We start from the raw sequence: 15233 nt of genomic DNA on the forward strand, positions 1-15233 counted from the left end.
ATGACCGCACTCAGCGACCTAAACGCCCTGCAAGCCAGCATCGCCGAATCCGTACTCGGCCAGGATCAAGTGATCCGCCAGATCCTGCTCGGTCTGTTGGCCAACGGCCATTTGCTCCTGGAAAGCCTGCCCGGCCTGGCTAAGACCCGCACGGTCAAGGCTCTGGCCAAGCACCTGGACGCGAAGATGAGCCGCATCCAGTTCACCCCGGACTTGCTGCCGTCGGACATCACCGGCGCCGAGGTGCTGCATCAGGTCGAAGGCAAGAACGAAATCCGCTTCCAGCCCGGGCCTCTGTTCGGCAACTTGATCCTGGCCGATGAAATCAACCGCGCCCCGGCCAAGGTCCAGGCCGCGTTGCTCGAAGCCATGGAAGAACGGCAAATCACCGTGGCCGGCAACAGCCATGTGCTGCCGGAACTGTTTATCGTGGTCGCGACCCAGAATCCGATCGAACAGGAAGGCACGTACCCGTTGCCGGAAGCGCAGATGGACCGCTTCCTGATGAAAGTTCTGCTGGATTACCCGAGCGCGGAAAACGAAAGCCAGGTGCTGCGCCTGTTGCGTGAAGAAGAGTTTGCCTTGAGCGCCAAAACCGCCGCAGTGCCAGGTTTCGCGCTGTCCCAGGACGTGATTTTTGCCGCGCGCCGTGAGGTCAGCGGCATTCATGTGTCCCCAGCCATCGACACGTATTTGATCGACCTGATCAACGCCACGCGCCACCCGGCGGATTACGACGCCGACCTCGGTCGCTGGATCGCCATCGGCGCCAGCCCACGGGGCGGCATCGGCCTGGACCGTTGCGCCCGCGCCGACGCGTGGTTGCAAGGGCAGGATTTCGTCTCGCCGGACAACGTGCGCGCCGTGGTGCATCCGGTGCTGCGCCATCGCCTGCAATTGAGCTACGACGCGGTGGCTGACGGTGTGACAGCGGATCAAGTGCTCGACCGCTTGCTCGACAAAGTGGCGATTCCTGCATGAATGTCGACGGTCTGGTCTATGTCTCTCTGGCGCAGTTGATGGCGCTGGAGTTCAAGGCCCGTGACCTGAGTTTCCTCGCGCGCCAGCCCCAGGGCAGCATCCTCGCCGGCAACCACGCCTCGCGGTTGCGTGGCCGTGGCTTGAATTTCGATGAGTTGCGCCGCTACCAGCCGGGGGACGACTTGCGCCATCTGGATTGGCGCGCGTCCCTGCGCACCGGCAAACCGGTGGTGCGCACCTTCACCGAAGAGCGCGACCGCCCGGCGCTGATTCTGGTCGACCAGCGCATGTCGATGTTCTTCGGCTCGCAGCGCAGCTTCAAATCCGCCGTCGCTGCCGAGCTTGGCGCGTTGGCGGCATGGATAGTGTTCAACGCCGGCGACCGGGTCGGCGGTTTGGTGTTCAACGACCAACGCATCGACAGCATCGCCCCGCTACGCAGCCGCAAACGCCTTGAAGCGCTGTGCAGCCGTATCGCCCAGCAGAATCAGGAACTCAACGCCGGTAACCCGGACGCTGAAGACGAAGACCAACTCGACAAGGTCTTGCAGCATTGCCTGGCAGTGGCCGGGCACGATCATTTGATCTGCATCGTCAGCGACTTTGCCGGGGCCGGCGAACGCACCTTGAAACTGATGCGACAACTGGCAGCGCACAACGATGTGATCGCCATGAAGGTCTTCGACCCGTTGGCCCTGAACCTGCCGAAAAACGGCCGATTGCTGGTGACCCAGGGCCAGTTGCAAGTGGAACTGGCGGTGGAACAGCGTCGGGTGCATGAGCCATTGGTGGATTTCCTCAGCGGCCGGCTCAAGGACGTCGCCACGCTGCTTCGCCGCAGTCAGGTGCCCCTGATGATGTTCAGCACCGCCACCGAGGCGCATGAACAATTGCGGGTTGAACTGGGCAAGCTCAGCGGTGGCCGGCGATGAATCAGAACATCCCGAGCATCGAACAACTCAAGGAGTTGGGGTTGCCCGCGCCGGTCAGCTATGCGCCGCAGACCTGGGGTTGGTGGGGGCTGCTGGGATTGTTGGTGCTCGCGGTGCTGCTGGTGAGTGCGCGCAAGGTGTGGCAATGGCGGCGGGATCGGTATCGGCGGGAAGCGTTGGTGCGGCTGGCAGAGTTGCAGCGGCGCAGTGATGATTTGAGTGCGTTGCGCGAATTGCCGGAATTGCTCAAGCGAGTGGCCATATCCATCCCCATTTCAGGTTGGAAACCCCATCCTGTGGGAGCGGGCTTGCTCGCGAAGGCGCCGGGTCAGTCAACATCAATGTTGAATGTAATGGCCCCTTCGCGAGCAAGCCCGCTCCCACAGGGGGTTGGTGCGTTGTCTGGTGAAGAGTGGCAAGCCTTTCTGGAGGCGCACAGCGCGAAGCCTTTACCCGCAGATTTCAGCCAACACCTCGCCCAACTGGCCTACGCCCCGGACGCCACCCTGCGCGCCCTGCCCACCGAACACCGCCAACAGCTGTTCGACACCTGCAAACGCTGGGTGGAGCATCATCATGTGGCAGCTTGATTACCCCTGGCTGTTAGTGCTGCTGCCGTTGCCGTGGTTCGGTTACCGCTATTTGCCCGCGTATCGCGAGGCCCGCAGCGCGGTGCGCGTACCGTTTTTCAGTGCGATGAGCCGCGCGGTGGGCCAGGCCTCGAGTGCGCCGGGCAGTCGCAGTAACGTCTGGCAGTTGCTGTTGAATTTGCTGATATGGGCCTTGCTGCTGTTGGCAGCAGCGCGGCCCGTGTTCGTGGAAAAACCCATCGAGCGCCAGCAACCGGTGCGCGACCTGATGCTTGCCATCGACATTTCCCAGTCCATGGAAACCACCGATTTCACCGACGCCAACGGCCAGAAGATCAATCGTCTCGCTGCCGTTAAAGAAGTCGTCCACGGCTTTATCGACAAGCGCAAAGAGGATCGCATGGGCCTGATCGTGTTTGGCAGCGGCGCCTACCCGCAAGCACCGCTGACCCTCGATCACGCCAGCCTGTCGCTGCTGCTCGACGATACCGGCATCGGCATGGCCGGCCCCAACACCGCGATTGGCGATGCCATCGGCCTGAGCCTGAAACTGTTGGATCAGGCCCACGAACAAGAGAAAGTGCTGATCCTGCTCACCGACGGCAACGACACCAGCAGTGCCATCACCCCGGACCACGCAGCGGCCATGGCGGCGGCCAAAGGCGTGGTGATTCACACCATCGGCATCGGCGACCCGACCGCCGAAGGCGAAGCCAAGGTCAACCTGCAAGGCTTGCAGCAAATCGCCAAGGCCACGGGCGGTAAATTCTTCCGTGCCGAAGATCGCACGGCGCTGGATCAGGTCTACAGCACTCTCGACAAACTCACCCCACATCAGGTGAAAACCCTCAGTCATCAGCCGAAACGGGATCTGTTCTGGTGGCCGTTGGGCGCTGCAATCGGCTTGCTTGCGCTGTATCACTTGGGCGCCCTGCTCCGTCCGCGCTTGTCGATTGCCCGCCAGCGGCAGGAGGCTTGAGATGGAGATCAATCTCAGCGACTTCCACTTCCTGCGCCCACTCTGGTTATTGCTCGCATTGTTCGGTGCATTACTGCCGTTGCTGTGGCGCCGCAGTCATGACTTGCAACGACGTATGCGCGGCAATATCGCCGAGCACTTGTTGCCGCACCTGTTGATCACGCCACAAGATCAACAGCGGCTGCGCCCGGTGCATCTGGTGTGCGCGCTTTTGATCCTCGGCGCGCTCGCCGCTGCGGGACCAACCTGGGAACAGGATCGCCCGGACTTCCTGGAAAACCGTGCGCCGCTGATCATCGCCATCGACCTCTCGCCATCGATGGACGCCAGCGACGTGCCACCGAGTCGCCTCGAAGCGGCGAAACACAAACTCCACGACCTGATCCAGCGTCGTGCCGGTGCTCGCACAGGTTTGATCGCTTATGCCGGCAGCGCGCACCTGGTGTTGCCGCCCACCGATGATCCGGCGTTGCTCGATACCTTTATCCAGGCGCTGAGCACTGACCTGATCGCTAAATCCGGGAAAAACGTCAGCGCGGTGATCGAGCAAGCCAAGCGCCTGCTGGCCGCCGAGAAAATCCCGGGCACGCTGTTGCTGATTACCGATGGCGCCGACACCGCGCAACTCAGCGGCCTCGACAAGCAACTCGATGACAGCCAACTGCAAGTACTGATCCTCGCCGTGGGCAGTGAAGACGGCGGGATCATCCACGACGCCAACGGCCAGCCGCGCACCGACAGCAACGGCCGCCCGGTGCTCGGCAGTTTCGATCAAGCCGCGCTGAAGCAACTGGCTTCCGCGCTCGACGCACCGCTGGGCAGCCTGACCCTGAATAACGACGATCTGGACTGGGTCGAGTTGCACGCCCAGCAGCATTTCCAGAGTGCCAGCGATGAACAACGGGAACTGCACTGGAAAGACGCCGGTTACTGGCTGTGCTGGCCGTTGCTGCTGATCGCGTTCTTCAGCGTGCGCAAAGGCTGGAGCCTGAACTGGATGGCCGGTGTGCTGTTGGCGCTGGGCATTGGCCTGCAACCGACCACGGCCGAAGCCAACGCCCTGACCGACGCGTTTTTCACCAGGGATCAGCAAGGTCGCTGGGCCTTCGAGCATGAGCATCTGCCTCAGGCCGCAGCGCTGTTTGTCGACCCGTACTGGAAAGGCATCGCCGCTTATCACGCGGCCGATTACGACCTGGCGCTGGCAAGTTTTGCGCGACTGGAAACGCCCGAGGCTTATTTCTACCTGGGCAATATTTACGTGAAACGTTTCAAGTTCGATCAGGCCATCGCGGCGTATACCCAGGCGTTGAAATTGCGCCCGCAGTTCCCTGAAGCCACGGCCAATCTGGCGTTGGCGATTGCCTTGCAGAAAGACACCGACAGCGCCGAGCAGAACGCGCCGGAGACCAAACCGGACGAGATCAAAATGGACAAGGCCCCGGGCAAAGGCCAGAGCAAAGCGGTGCAGACCGAGCAAGCAGCGTCGGATGCGTTGTGGTTGCAGAACCTGAGTACATCGCCGGCGAAGTTCTTGAAGCAAAAGTTCAGTTTGCAGGATCAGGTGGGGGGGTAAGCCATGATCGACAGTCTGGTGGACCGCGTCGTGGCCTTCGCGAGCAAGCCCGCTCCCACAGGGGATTTGCAGCGCACACAGGTCCAGTGTGGGAGCGGGCTTGCTCGCGAAGAGGCCAGCCCAGCCACTACAAAACTCTGCACCCTGCTCCTCTGCCTGCTCAGCACCCAAACCCTGGCCGCCGAACTCCAGATCCAGTCCCGCCTGCAACCCTCCGACTCAATCACGGTCGGCAGCCTGATCGAACTGCAACTCGACGTCCTCACCGACACCTGGTTCACCGATGCGCCAACCCTGCCCGACCTCAAGCTCAACGGCGCACTGGTCATGCCGCCCAACGGCCACGCCCAGCACCTGAACCACATCATCGACGGCAAATCCTTCAGCGGCATGCGCTACAGCTACCTGATCACGCCGAACCTGGCCCAGGGTTTCGACATTCCGGCGCTGACCGTACGCGCCACGCCCGCCCAGGCCAGCACCGAGTTGAGCGCCCAGAGTCAGCCGCTGCACTTCAGCGCCGCGGAACCCCCGGGGTTCACGGCCGGTGAAGCGGTGCTGGTGGCCAGCGGAGTGCGCTTCACGCAAAAAACCGTCAACTCCGCGACACCGTTGAAGGTCGGCGACAGCCTCACGCGACAACTCACGCTGCAAGCCGACGGTGCGCTGGCGATGGCGCTGCCAGTCCCGATATTGGCCGACGTCCCAGGTCTGAGCCGTTACCCGAAAGCCCCGCAGGTCAGTTCCCTTGACGATGGTCGCGGCAACTTCAATGGCGGCAAGCGTATCGATACCGTGACCTATCGCATCGACACTGAAGGCAGCCACACCCTGCCCGCCATCGCGGTGAAATGGTGGGACAGCGGCAGCCAGCAAACCCGCACAGCCCAAGTGCCGGCCATTACGTTTGAAGCGACGGCCAACAGCGCTTATCGCCCGGTGTTTTCCATTAGCGAAGACCTGAAGAAACTCGGCCAGCAAAGTCGCGTACATCTGTCGGGACATTGGCTGGGCTGGCTAGCAGTACTCGTGATCGTCGGCCTGCTCGGCTACTTCGCCCGTCCGTTCATCCATCGTGCAAGGCTCGGCTGGCAGACTCGACGGCAAGCCCGCCACGCAGCATGGCTGCAATCGGCGGACTGCGCCTGGCAGCAGATTCCAGCTCAAATCGACGGACGACCGGCGCAATTGAGCGCCCTGTACTTGTGGGTCAGGCGCCGTGGCAAAGGCCTGAAACTAACCAACCTCGGCCCACGACTGCAAACCCTGTTGCGCGGCTGTTACGGCCGCACACCGACCGAAGATCCGGCGCTGCGCCAACTCCAGCAATCCTTGGCTACGCTGCATAGTCAGGCCGAGCATCACCGGGCCCCGGCGCCTCCCGCGTTACGGCCACTCAACCCCGTCCACGAGAAGGAACTCCCATGACGAACCCGTTATCGATCCGCCACCGCTACGGGCTGACCCTACTGCTCACCTTGGCCCTGCCATTGCTGGCCCAAGCCAACGAACCGCTGCCTTCGTGGAACGACGGCCCGGCGAAAAAAAGCATCATCGAGTTCGTCCAGGCCGTCACTGACCAGACCAGCAAGGACTTCGTCAAACCTGCCGAACGCATTGCTGTGTTCGACAACGATGGCACCCTGTGGAGCGAGCAACCGGCGTATTTCGAGTTGCTGTTCGCCTTCGACGAGGTCAAGCGCACCGCGCCGCAGCACCCGGAATGGAAGACCACCCAACCGTTCAAGGCTGTGCTGGAAAACGATCACCAGGCGTTGGCCGCCTCGGGCATGGAGGGCATCCTGAAAATCTTCGGCGCCACCCACACCGGCATGACCACCGAGGCCTTCGATGACTACGCCAAGACCTGGCTCAGTCAGGCCAAACACCCGAAAACCGGCAAGCCCTACACCGAGATGATCTTCCAGCCAATGCTGGAAATGCTCGACTACCTGCGCAGCCAGGATTTCAAAACCTACATCGTCTCCGGCGGCGACACCGCGTTCATGCGTGCGTTTGCCGAGAAGGTCTACGGCATCCCGCCGGAGCAAGTGATCGGCACCACGTTCGTCACCGCGTTCGAGTTCAACGACAGCAAGGCGTCGATCGTGCGCACGCCGAAACTGGCGCATAACGACGACGGCCCGGGCAAACCGGAAAGCATCGATGCGGTGATCGCTCGGCGACCGATCCTGGCCTTCGGCAACTCCGACGGTGACTTGCAAATGCTGCAGTGGACCGCTGCCGGCAGCGGTAAACGCTTCATGGGCCTGGTGCACCACACCGACGCCAAACGCGAGTGGGCCTACGACCGCCAATCCCCGGTCGGCAAGCTGGACAAGGCCCTCGACGAAGCAAAATCCCGTGGCTGGACTATCGTGGACATGGCCGCCGAATGGCGCCGGGTCTACCCGTTCGAGTCCGCCACACCTGAGCAAGTGCAATAACAAAAGCGTTACGCAGGACCGCAAAAAACGTATGTCGCCTTGAGGCGACGCAAGTGAGCAAAAGGAGCAAGTCAGATGACTCGCATACGCAAGTGGCTACCGAAACTCGCCCTGGTGGCAGCCTCGGTCATGGCGATTTCGGCAACTGCCGGAGCCGCTGAAAAACCCAACATTCTCGTGATCTTCGGCGACGACATCGGCCAGACCAACATCAGCGCCTATTCGATGGGCGTGGTCGGGTACAAGACTCCGAACATCGACCGGATTGCCAAGGAAGGCATGATGTTCACCGACTACTATGCGGAGAACAGCTGCACCGCCGGACGGTCATCCTTCATCACCGGCCAGACGCCACTGCGTACCGGCCTGTCGAAAGTCGGCATTCCGGGTGCCCCGGTCGGCCTGCAAAAACGTGACATCACCATCGCCCAGGCGCTTAAAGGCCTCGGCTATTCCACCGGCCAGTTCGGCAAGAACCATCTGGGCGACCGAGATGAATACCTGCCGACCAATCACGGTTTCGACGAGTTTTTCGGCAACCTGTACCACCTCAACGCCGAAGAAGAACCCGAACGCCCGTACTGGCCCAAGGACGACCCTGACTTCGTCAAGGCCAACACCCCGCGTGGCGTGATCCACAGCTTCGCCGATGGCAAGATCGAAGACACCGGCGCGCTGACCACCAAGCGCATGGAAACCATCGACGACGAAACCACCGCCGCCGCGCAAGCGTTCATCGAGAAACAGGCCAAGGCGGACAAGCCGTTTTTTGTCTGGATGAACACTACGCGCATGCACGTGTTCACCCACGTACGCGATTCGATGAAGGGCCAGAGCGGCATGCCCGGCAACGAATACGCGGACGGCATGCTTGAACATGACGGCGACGTCGGCAAACTGTTGCAAACCCTCGACGACCTGAAAATCGCCGACAACACCATCGTCGTCTACACCACCGACAACGGCCCGAACCAGTTCTCCTGGCCGGACGCGGCGACCACGCCGTTCCGCAACGAGAAAAACTCCAACTGGGAAGGCGCTTATCGGGTGCCAGCGATCATTCGTTGGCCGGGCAAGATCAAGGCCGGTGAAGTATCGAACGAGATGTTCTCGGGCATGGACTGGTTCCCGACGTTGCTCGCGGCGGCAGGCGATAACCAGGTGAAAGACAAACTGCTCAAAGGCTGGGCGCCAACCTCGGGTGGCACCAACTTCAAGGTGCACCTCGACGGCTTCAACCAACTGCCGTACCTGACCGGCCAACAGCCTAAAGGTGAGCGCAAGGAGTTCTACTACTTCAACGATGACGGCGTGCTGGTTTCCATGCGCTTCGACAACTGGAAAGTGGTGTTCTGCGAACAACGCGAACCGGGTGGCTTCAAGGTCTGGAGCGAACCGTTCGTGTGCCTGCGGGTGCCGAAAATCCTCAACTTGAGGATGGACCCGTATGAACGCGCCGACGTGGTTTCCGATCAGTATTACGATTGGCAAACCAAAAACGTCTACCTGGCGGCTGTCGCGGTGGGCAAGGCTGCAGCGTTCCTGCAGACGTTCATCGAGTATCCACCGAGCCAGAAACCGGCGAGCTTCAGCATTGACCAGATCCGTGCTGCGGTAGATGCCAAAATCGCAGAAAAAATGAAAGCGGCACCGGCTGCACAGTAAGAAAGACGCTTGACCGCCGCTCGCCCTCATCGGCGGGCGGCCTTATTTTTGGCTTGGGACCGTGTTGGCCCCTTCGCGAGCAAGCTCTGCTCCTACAGGTTCGGAGTCGCTTTTGTAGGAGCGAAGCTTGCTCGCGAAGGGGCCGGCCGGGGCACAGGTTTTTTCAGATCGGAACAAGGCAACCCGCAATGTCCTCACGTGTCGCCAGCAAGTCGTCGGCCATACCCGCCCCGCACGTCGCCTCCCCAGCGCTGCTGATCCCCGCCCTGCTGCTGTTCGTCTCCGGCGCTGCGGCGCTGGTGTATCAGGTGCTGTGGATCAAGCAACTGTCGCTGGTGGTGGGCGTCGAGGTGTATGCGATCACCACCGGGATCAGCGCGTTTTTTGCCGGGCTGGCCTTGGGTGGCTTGCTGTTCGGACGTTGGGCCGATCGTTTGCAGCAACCGGTTCTGCTGTATGCAGGGCTGGAAGTGTTGGTCGCCGTGATCGGCGTCGGTGCGACCTTCGCCATGAGCCTGGCCGCGAGTCCGTTCGCCTGGCTGGAACAACACGTCGGCCTGCTGGCCTGGGTGTTGCCGTTTGCCTTGGTCGGCATCCCGGCGCTGCTGATGGGCGGCACCTTGCCGGTGTTGGTGCGTTCGCTGACCGCTGACCCGCAGCAATTGGGCAAGGCTGGCGGTCAGCTGTATGCGGCCAACACCGCTGGAGCAATCGCCGGCACCCTGCTCGCCGCATTTGTGCTGATCGCCACCCTCGGCGTACGTGGCAGTGCCTTGGCCGCCGCGATGCTCAACCTGCTGGCCGCTGCCGGTGCGCTGTGGTTTCAACGTCAGCGTTCGACGCCACCCGCCGCTCCAGTGAAGCATCGCACTGACAAAACCCCGGATCGCCTGGCGCTGTGGCTGTATTCCATCGCGGGCGGCGTGGCGTTGGGTTACGAAGTGGTCTGGTCGCAATCCATCGTGCAGTTCATGAGCACTCGCACCTATGCGTTTGCCGTGGTGCTGGCGACCTATCTCACCGGGTTGTTTTTGGGTAGCGCACTTTTGGCTCGTCGGGTCGAACGCATTCGTGATCCGTGGGGCGTGTTTGGTCTGCTGATAGCCGGTGCAGGGTTGATCGCACTATTGGAAATCGCCCTGCTCGGACGCTGGCTGATCGTCGCGCAAAGTGTTGCCGAAGCCTGGGTGCTGTCATTGGGCGCCAGTGAACTGCTGGGCATGAGCACGCGGTTTGCGGTGGCGGCGTTGAGCATTGTGTTTGTGCCAACGTTGCTGCTGGGCGCGGCGTTTCCCCTGGCGTTGCGCTTGAGCGTGGGTCGCGAGCGGGTTGGCCAGGATGTCGGCGCGGTGGTGGCGTTCAATACCCTCGGTGGGATTGTAGGTGTGATGCTTTGCGGTTTCCTGTTGATCCCGTTGCTGGGGCTGGTGCGCACTCTTGGGCTACTGGCGATTGTCGCCGCCGGGATCGGTTATTTCGCGGTGCGTAAAGGTCACCATGTGAAGAAAGGCCGGCGTCAGGCCGTGGTCGCGATTGCTTTGCTGTCCGTGGCGCTGGCGATTTTCACCCCGGTCAACAAACTCGCGAGCCTGCTGCCCGGCGCGCGCAATGCGACCTTGGCTTTCTATGAAGAAGGACGTGGCGGCACGGTGGCGGTGGTCACACAGGGCAAGGGCAAGAAGGCCTTTCAGCGCTTGTACATCCAGGGTGTTTCCAACACGGGCGACGCGATGCCGTCCCTGCGTTATATGCGCATCCAGGCGCTGTTACCGCTGCTGATCCATAACGGCGAACCGCGCTCGGCGCTGGTGATCGGGTTCGGCACCGGCATCACGGCGGGCGCCCTGACTCGCTATCCGGGGCTGGAACACCGGGTGGCCGCCGAGTTGTTGCCGTCTGTGGTCAAGGCTGCGCCGCTGTTTGAGGGCAACTTCAATGCCGCTGCCAATCCGGGGGTCGATGTGCGCCTGCGCGATGGCCGTCAGGAACTGCTGCGCAACCCGCAGACCTACGACCTGATCACCCTCGAACCACCACCGCCCTCTGCTGCCGGGGTGGTGAATCTGTATTCCCGGGACTTCTACCAATTGGCCGCCAGCCGTCTGGAGAAAAACGGACTGGTTGCGCAGTGGCTGCCACTGCCGACCCAGAATATCGACGACTCACGCTCGCTGGTGCGCAGCTTCCTCGACGTCTACCCCTACGCCACCCTGTGGACCAGCGAGTTCCACGAAATGCTGCTGGTGGGCTCCATGCAACCGATCGAACTGGATGCGGCGAAAATCACCCAGCGCTTCCAGCAGGAGAGCGTTCGCAGCACGTTGCAGGACGTGGGCATTGGCTCGGCCGCTGCGTTGCTCGCGACCTGGGTAACCGATCGCGCGGGGCTCGAACGTTTCGCCGCTGACGCTGCACCGGTGACCGACGATCAACCGCGCATCGAGTACGCGCCGTGGGTCCGCGCCAAGGAAATCAGCCGCGTGCTGCCGGCGTTGCTGGACCTGCACGTCGCGCCACCGCTGGTGAATGCCGATGCGGGGTTCAGCGAACGAATGAACGCCCACCGCCAGCGCCTGATGCAGTTTTATCGGGCGAGTTTGCATGCCTATGACGGGGACCGTGATGCCTGGGCCAGGGATATTGGCGAGGTGATGCGTGGGGATGGAGGGAATCCGTATTACCGGTGGTTTGTCGGGGAGTGATGCGGCGCCTGGCAGACCGCCATCGCGGGCAAGCCTCGCTCCTACAGGTTTACATATCCGTAGGAGCGAGGCTTGCCCGCGAAGGGGCCCTAAGCCTCAATACATTACTTGGACTTGAGTTTCAGATACGACTGATGCAAATCCGAAGCCCAGCCATCGATCACGCTTTTAACGTCATCGGCCTTCATCACCTGAGTGTCGTTCTCCAGCGGTTTGCCGGTGCCCTTGCGCACAACCTGGGCTACCACACTGTTGTTGCCGCCATCGAGGAACACCGCTTCCGTGGCCAAGGTAGTTTCCTGATCACGAATCCCGCTGGCCGTACTGACCGCCGCTGCCACTAACGCAATCGGGATCACTTCATAGGGCTTGAGGCCTTCGGTCTTGCTGCTCACGGCAGTAATCGCCGCTCGCACCACGATCACGCCCGGCCCTGGACCGGCGGCCAATGGCAGGGATTTACCCAGTTCGCGCTTGAGCGCCTGGTCGTAGTAACCGGTGATGCCGTTAAGCGTGGCCTGGGGAATTTTCACCGTGGCTTGCGGCTTGGGATAGAGCTGCGTCGGCTCGATGTAGACGCTGGTGAATTTATCGATGTTGAGTTTAGGGTCCATCCAGCGCATGACCTCGGCGCCCGACGGCGACTTGGCTTCCTTGAGCTGGCTGTAGTCCTTGAGAAACCCCGAATACTGGTCTGGTTCGACGACTTTACTGGAGCAGCCGACCACCCCGATCGAGGCGATGCACAGTGTGCTCATCATTAACGCAAGCTTCATGCTGTAACTCCTGTAAGAGGATCGATAACGCAACGGGACTAGGTAGTTATAGCCAAATATCAATTATCTGCCGCCAGCATCACGGAAGATTCATCTAAGGCTGTGGCTCAGCGCACAAAGCCTATTTGACAGACGCGTGCCATCCAGCAAAGCTGCATCGAGCTTCAAAAAGCGCGCCCTCAGCGGCCAACGCACTCGGACTACGGAAGTCGCAATGCCGAAGCATAAAAATAAAGCTGTAAACCCAAACCCTGATTCGCCACCGACCCTGATTAACCGCTACCTGTTTCCCGTCACCATCGGCGTCTTGCTGTTGGCTGTAGCGGCGATTGGCTGGTTTCTGCTCCATAGCAGCACACCGGCCCCGCCCAAGCCTGTCGCGGTCAGCGCGCCGGTCGTGCAACCGATAAAACCGGTGGTGGCTGCGGCCCCGGCGACGATGGTCGATGAACAACAATGCCAGGGCTGCCACACCGAGCAGGTCAAGGACTGGCAAGGCTCCCATCACCAATTGGCGATGCAGCCGGCCACGGCCGAAACGATGCTGGGGGACTTCAACAACGTCACCTTCAAGGCCGAAAAAGAGACCACGGTGTTCTCGCGCAAGGGTGAGGATTTCTGGGTCAACACGCAGGGGATCGACGGCAAGAATGCGGATTTCAAGGTGGCCTACACCTTCGGTATCGCGCCGCTGCAGCAATACCTGATCGAGGTCGGCGAAGGTCGGTTGCAAGCCTTGGGCGTGGCGTGGGATACCGAGAAGCACCGCTGGTTTCATCTGTATCCGGGCCAGGGGGTGAACTTCAAGAATCCGCTGCACTGGAGCAAGCCGAGCCAGAACGCCAACTTCATGTGCGTCGAGTGCCATACCACGGGCTACAAACGCAATTTCGATGCGGCTAAAAACACCTTTGAAAGTCACTGGAACAGCCTCGGTGTAGGCTGTCAGGCGTGTCACGGGCCGGCGTCCAATCACCTCGAATGGACGGCGAAAAAAACCGATCTGATCCACGCCGGGTTTGCCGTCGATCTCAAGGACAAGAACGCCACCGTCGAACTGGAAACCTGTGCGCGCTGCCACTCACGCCGCGCGCCGTTGGGCGATGGCTACACCGTCGGCAAGCGCTTGATGGACGACTACCTGCCGAGCACCCTCACCCGCGAACTGTATGCGCTGGACGGCAAGATCAAGGACGAAGTGTTCGAACACGGCTCCTTCGCCCAGAGCAAAATGTTCGACAAGGGTGTGCGTTGCAGCAACTGCCACAATCCGCACAGCACCGAACTCAAGGCACCGGGCAACGGCGTGTGCCTGCAATGCCACAACAGCGCCGGCAAGACTGCGGTGGAAGGCGTCGATGGCAACGGGCTGCAAGCGAAGAACTACGATTCCATCGAACACACCCGCCACACCATGGGTCAACCGGGTTCGCAGTGCGTGGATTGCCACATGCCGGGCAAGTTCTACATGGGCAACGACTTCCGCCATGACCACAGCTTCAGCATTCCCAACCCTGAGCGGGCGGCGAAACTCGGCACGCCGGACGCCTGCCTGTCCTGTCACCAGGGCAAGGCCGGGGACAAGGTCACCGAGCAGTTCAAACTGTGGAACACCGCCAACGCTTCGCCGGTTCAGGCGCCGCGTTACGACGAAAGCCTGTGGCTGATCCGCAACGGTCAACCGGGCGCCGCGCAAACTTTGTATGAGCAGTTACAGCGCAGCAATCTGCCGGCGATCCAACGGGCGACCCTGCTGGCCGAATTGCCGCTGTACCCGAGCGACCAGGCACTGAAACTGGCGACCCAGGACCTGAGCAACCCGGCGCCGCAAGTGCGGGAAAGTGCGGTGCGGGCGATCAGTGCGTTCCTGCCGCCAGCGGAACGCGCGCCGCTGCTGACGCCATTGCTCGGTGATCCGGTGAAAGCGGTACGGATCGTCGCCGCCCGGGATCTGCTGAACGTCGCCCGCAATGGTTTGGGCAACGCCCAGGCCAATTGGAACGCGGCCATTGCCGAATACGAGGACGTGCAGAAAAGTCTGGCGGAACGCGCCGAGGCCAACCTCAACCTGGCGATGCTGTATCAGGCCAGTGGTCGTACGGAAGAAGTCGAACCGCTGCTTCGTGCCGCCCTCAAGCGTGATCCGGACTTTTACCCGGCGCTGGTGACGCTGGTGCAATGGCTGGAGGCCAGTGGCCGCGGTTCTGAAGCGCAAACGCTCCTGGAGCAGAGCGTCAAGGATCACCCGGACGCCGCCCTGCTGGTACACACCCAAGGACTGTCGCTGATTCGTGCGGGGAAACCCGCGCAAGCGATGCCGCTGCTGCACAAAGCCGCCACGCTGGAGCCGCAGAGTGCGCAGTACGGGTATGTGCTGGCGGTGGCGCTGCATGACAGTGGCAAGGTGGATGAGGCGTGCCTTGAGCTGGAAAGGCTATTGAAAGTGCAGCCGGCGAATCGGAATGCGCGGTTGTCGCTGATCCAGTATTACCTGGAAAACGGCCAGGAGCCGAAAGCCCAGGTGTTGTTGCAGGGCTGGAAAAAAATGAACATGGGGGATCCGGCGTTGAAATAACCCGCCCCGT

Annotated in this window: 11 protein-coding genes; 10 read left to right on the top strand and 1 reads right to left on the bottom strand. The window is 61.5% G+C overall.

Annotation, left to right across the window (positions count from 1 at the left end; genetic code table 11):
- The 9 genes from NK667_RS12455 to NK667_RS12495 all read left to right on the top strand — a co-directional run bounded on the left by NK667_RS12455 (window position 1) and on the right by NK667_RS12495 (window position 11872).
- On the top strand, window positions 1-981 hold the full coding sequence (locus NK667_RS12455) for an AAA family ATPase (protein WP_054614921.1): 981 nt from the start codon (window positions 1-3) through the stop codon (window positions 979-981).
- Complete coding sequence (locus NK667_RS12460) at window positions 978-1913, top strand: DUF58 domain-containing protein (RefSeq protein WP_054614922.1); 936 nt, start codon at window positions 978-980, stop codon at window positions 1911-1913. Before NK667_RS12455 ends, NK667_RS12460 begins: the two co-directional genes overlap by 4 nt.
- Complete coding sequence (locus NK667_RS12465; RefSeq protein ID WP_054614923.1) at window positions 1910-2503, top strand: DUF4381 domain-containing protein; 594 nt, start codon at window positions 1910-1912, stop codon at window positions 2501-2503. The genes NK667_RS12460 and NK667_RS12465 overlap by 4 nt, the downstream gene beginning before the upstream one ends.
- Window positions 2490-3482: a vWA domain-containing protein gene (locus NK667_RS12470; RefSeq protein WP_054614924.1), complete on the top strand. Its 993-nt coding sequence runs from the start codon at window positions 2490-2492 to the stop codon at window positions 3480-3482. The genes NK667_RS12465 and NK667_RS12470 overlap by 14 nt, the downstream gene beginning before the upstream one ends.
- A gap of 1 nt (window position 3483) precedes the next feature.
- The gene (locus NK667_RS12475; RefSeq protein ID WP_054614925.1) at window positions 3484-5058 is read left to right on the top strand and encodes a VWA domain-containing protein; all 1575 of its coding nucleotides are present in this window, start codon (window positions 3484-3486) and stop codon (window positions 5056-5058) included.
- Between the two features lie 3 nt (window positions 5059-5061).
- On the top strand, window positions 5062-6486 hold the full coding sequence (locus NK667_RS12480) for a BatD family protein (RefSeq protein WP_054614926.1): 1425 nt from the start codon (window positions 5062-5064) through the stop codon (window positions 6484-6486).
- Window positions 6483-7505, top strand: coding sequence for an HAD family hydrolase (locus NK667_RS12485; protein WP_054614927.1), 1023 nt, complete (start codon window positions 6483-6485; stop codon window positions 7503-7505). The genes NK667_RS12480 and NK667_RS12485 overlap by 4 nt, the downstream gene beginning before the upstream one ends.
- 75 nt (window positions 7506-7580) lie before the next feature.
- Window positions 7581-9170 carry an arylsulfatase gene (locus tag NK667_RS12490; RefSeq protein ID WP_054614928.1) on the top strand — a complete coding sequence of 530 codons (1590 nt, stop codon included), beginning with the start codon at window positions 7581-7583 and terminating at the stop codon, window positions 9168-9170.
- A 188-nt stretch (window positions 9171-9358) separates the two neighbouring features.
- On the top strand, window positions 9359-11872 hold the full coding sequence (locus NK667_RS12495) for a fused MFS/spermidine synthase (protein WP_054614929.1): 2514 nt from the start codon (window positions 9359-9361) through the stop codon (window positions 11870-11872).
- A gap of 104 nt (window positions 11873-11976) precedes the next feature.
- On the opposite strand, the gene NK667_RS12500 is transcribed toward NK667_RS12495, so the two are convergent.
- On the bottom strand, window positions 11977-12648 hold the full coding sequence (locus NK667_RS12500; protein WP_054614930.1) for a DUF3313 domain-containing protein: 672 nt from the start codon (window positions 12646-12648) through the stop codon (window positions 11977-11979).
- A gap of 214 nt (window positions 12649-12862) precedes the next feature.
- On the opposite strand from NK667_RS12500, the gene NK667_RS12505 reads away from it, so the two are divergent.
- Window positions 12863-15223, top strand: a complete 2361-nt coding sequence (locus NK667_RS12505) for a tetratricopeptide repeat protein (RefSeq protein WP_054614931.1) — start codon at window positions 12863-12865, stop codon at window positions 15221-15223.
- The last annotated feature ends 10 nt before the right edge of the window (window positions 15224-15233 follow it).

The sequence above is a fragment of the Pseudomonas nunensis genome (genome assembly GCF_024296925.1).
GTDB lineage: Bacteria > Pseudomonadota > Gammaproteobacteria > Pseudomonadales > Pseudomonadaceae > Aquipseudomonas > Aquipseudomonas nunensis.

Bases quoted from the DNA above. Each gene is read 5' to 3' on its own strand.
- NK667_RS12455 (WP_054614921.1), top strand. From the start codon at position 1: ATGACCGCACTCAGCGACCTAAACGCCCTGCAAGCCAGCATCGCCGAA.
- NK667_RS12460 (WP_054614922.1), top strand. From the start codon at position 978: ATGAATGTCGACGGTCTGGTCTATGTCTCTCTGGCGCAGTTGATGGCG.
- NK667_RS12465 (WP_054614923.1), top strand. From the start codon at position 1,910: ATGAATCAGAACATCCCGAGCATCGAACAACTCAAGGAGTTGGGGTTG.
- NK667_RS12470 (WP_054614924.1), top strand. From the start codon at position 2,490: ATGTGGCAGCTTGATTACCCCTGGCTGTTAGTGCTGCTGCCGTTGCCG.
- NK667_RS12475 (WP_054614925.1), top strand. From the start codon at position 3,484: ATGGAGATCAATCTCAGCGACTTCCACTTCCTGCGCCCACTCTGGTTA.
- NK667_RS12480 (WP_054614926.1), top strand. From the start codon at position 5,062: ATGATCGACAGTCTGGTGGACCGCGTCGTGGCCTTCGCGAGCAAGCCC.
- NK667_RS12485 (WP_054614927.1), top strand. From the start codon at position 6,483: ATGACGAACCCGTTATCGATCCGCCACCGCTACGGGCTGACCCTACTG.
- NK667_RS12490 (WP_054614928.1), top strand. From the start codon at position 7,581: ATGACTCGCATACGCAAGTGGCTACCGAAACTCGCCCTGGTGGCAGCC.
- NK667_RS12495 (WP_054614929.1), top strand. From the start codon at position 9,359: ATGTCCTCACGTGTCGCCAGCAAGTCGTCGGCCATACCCGCCCCGCAC.
- NK667_RS12500 (WP_054614930.1), bottom strand. From the start codon at position 12,648: ATGAAGCTTGCGTTAATGATGAGCACACTGTGCATCGCCTCGATCGGG.
- NK667_RS12505 (WP_054614931.1), top strand. From the start codon at position 12,863: ATGCCGAAGCATAAAAATAAAGCTGTAAACCCAAACCCTGATTCGCCA.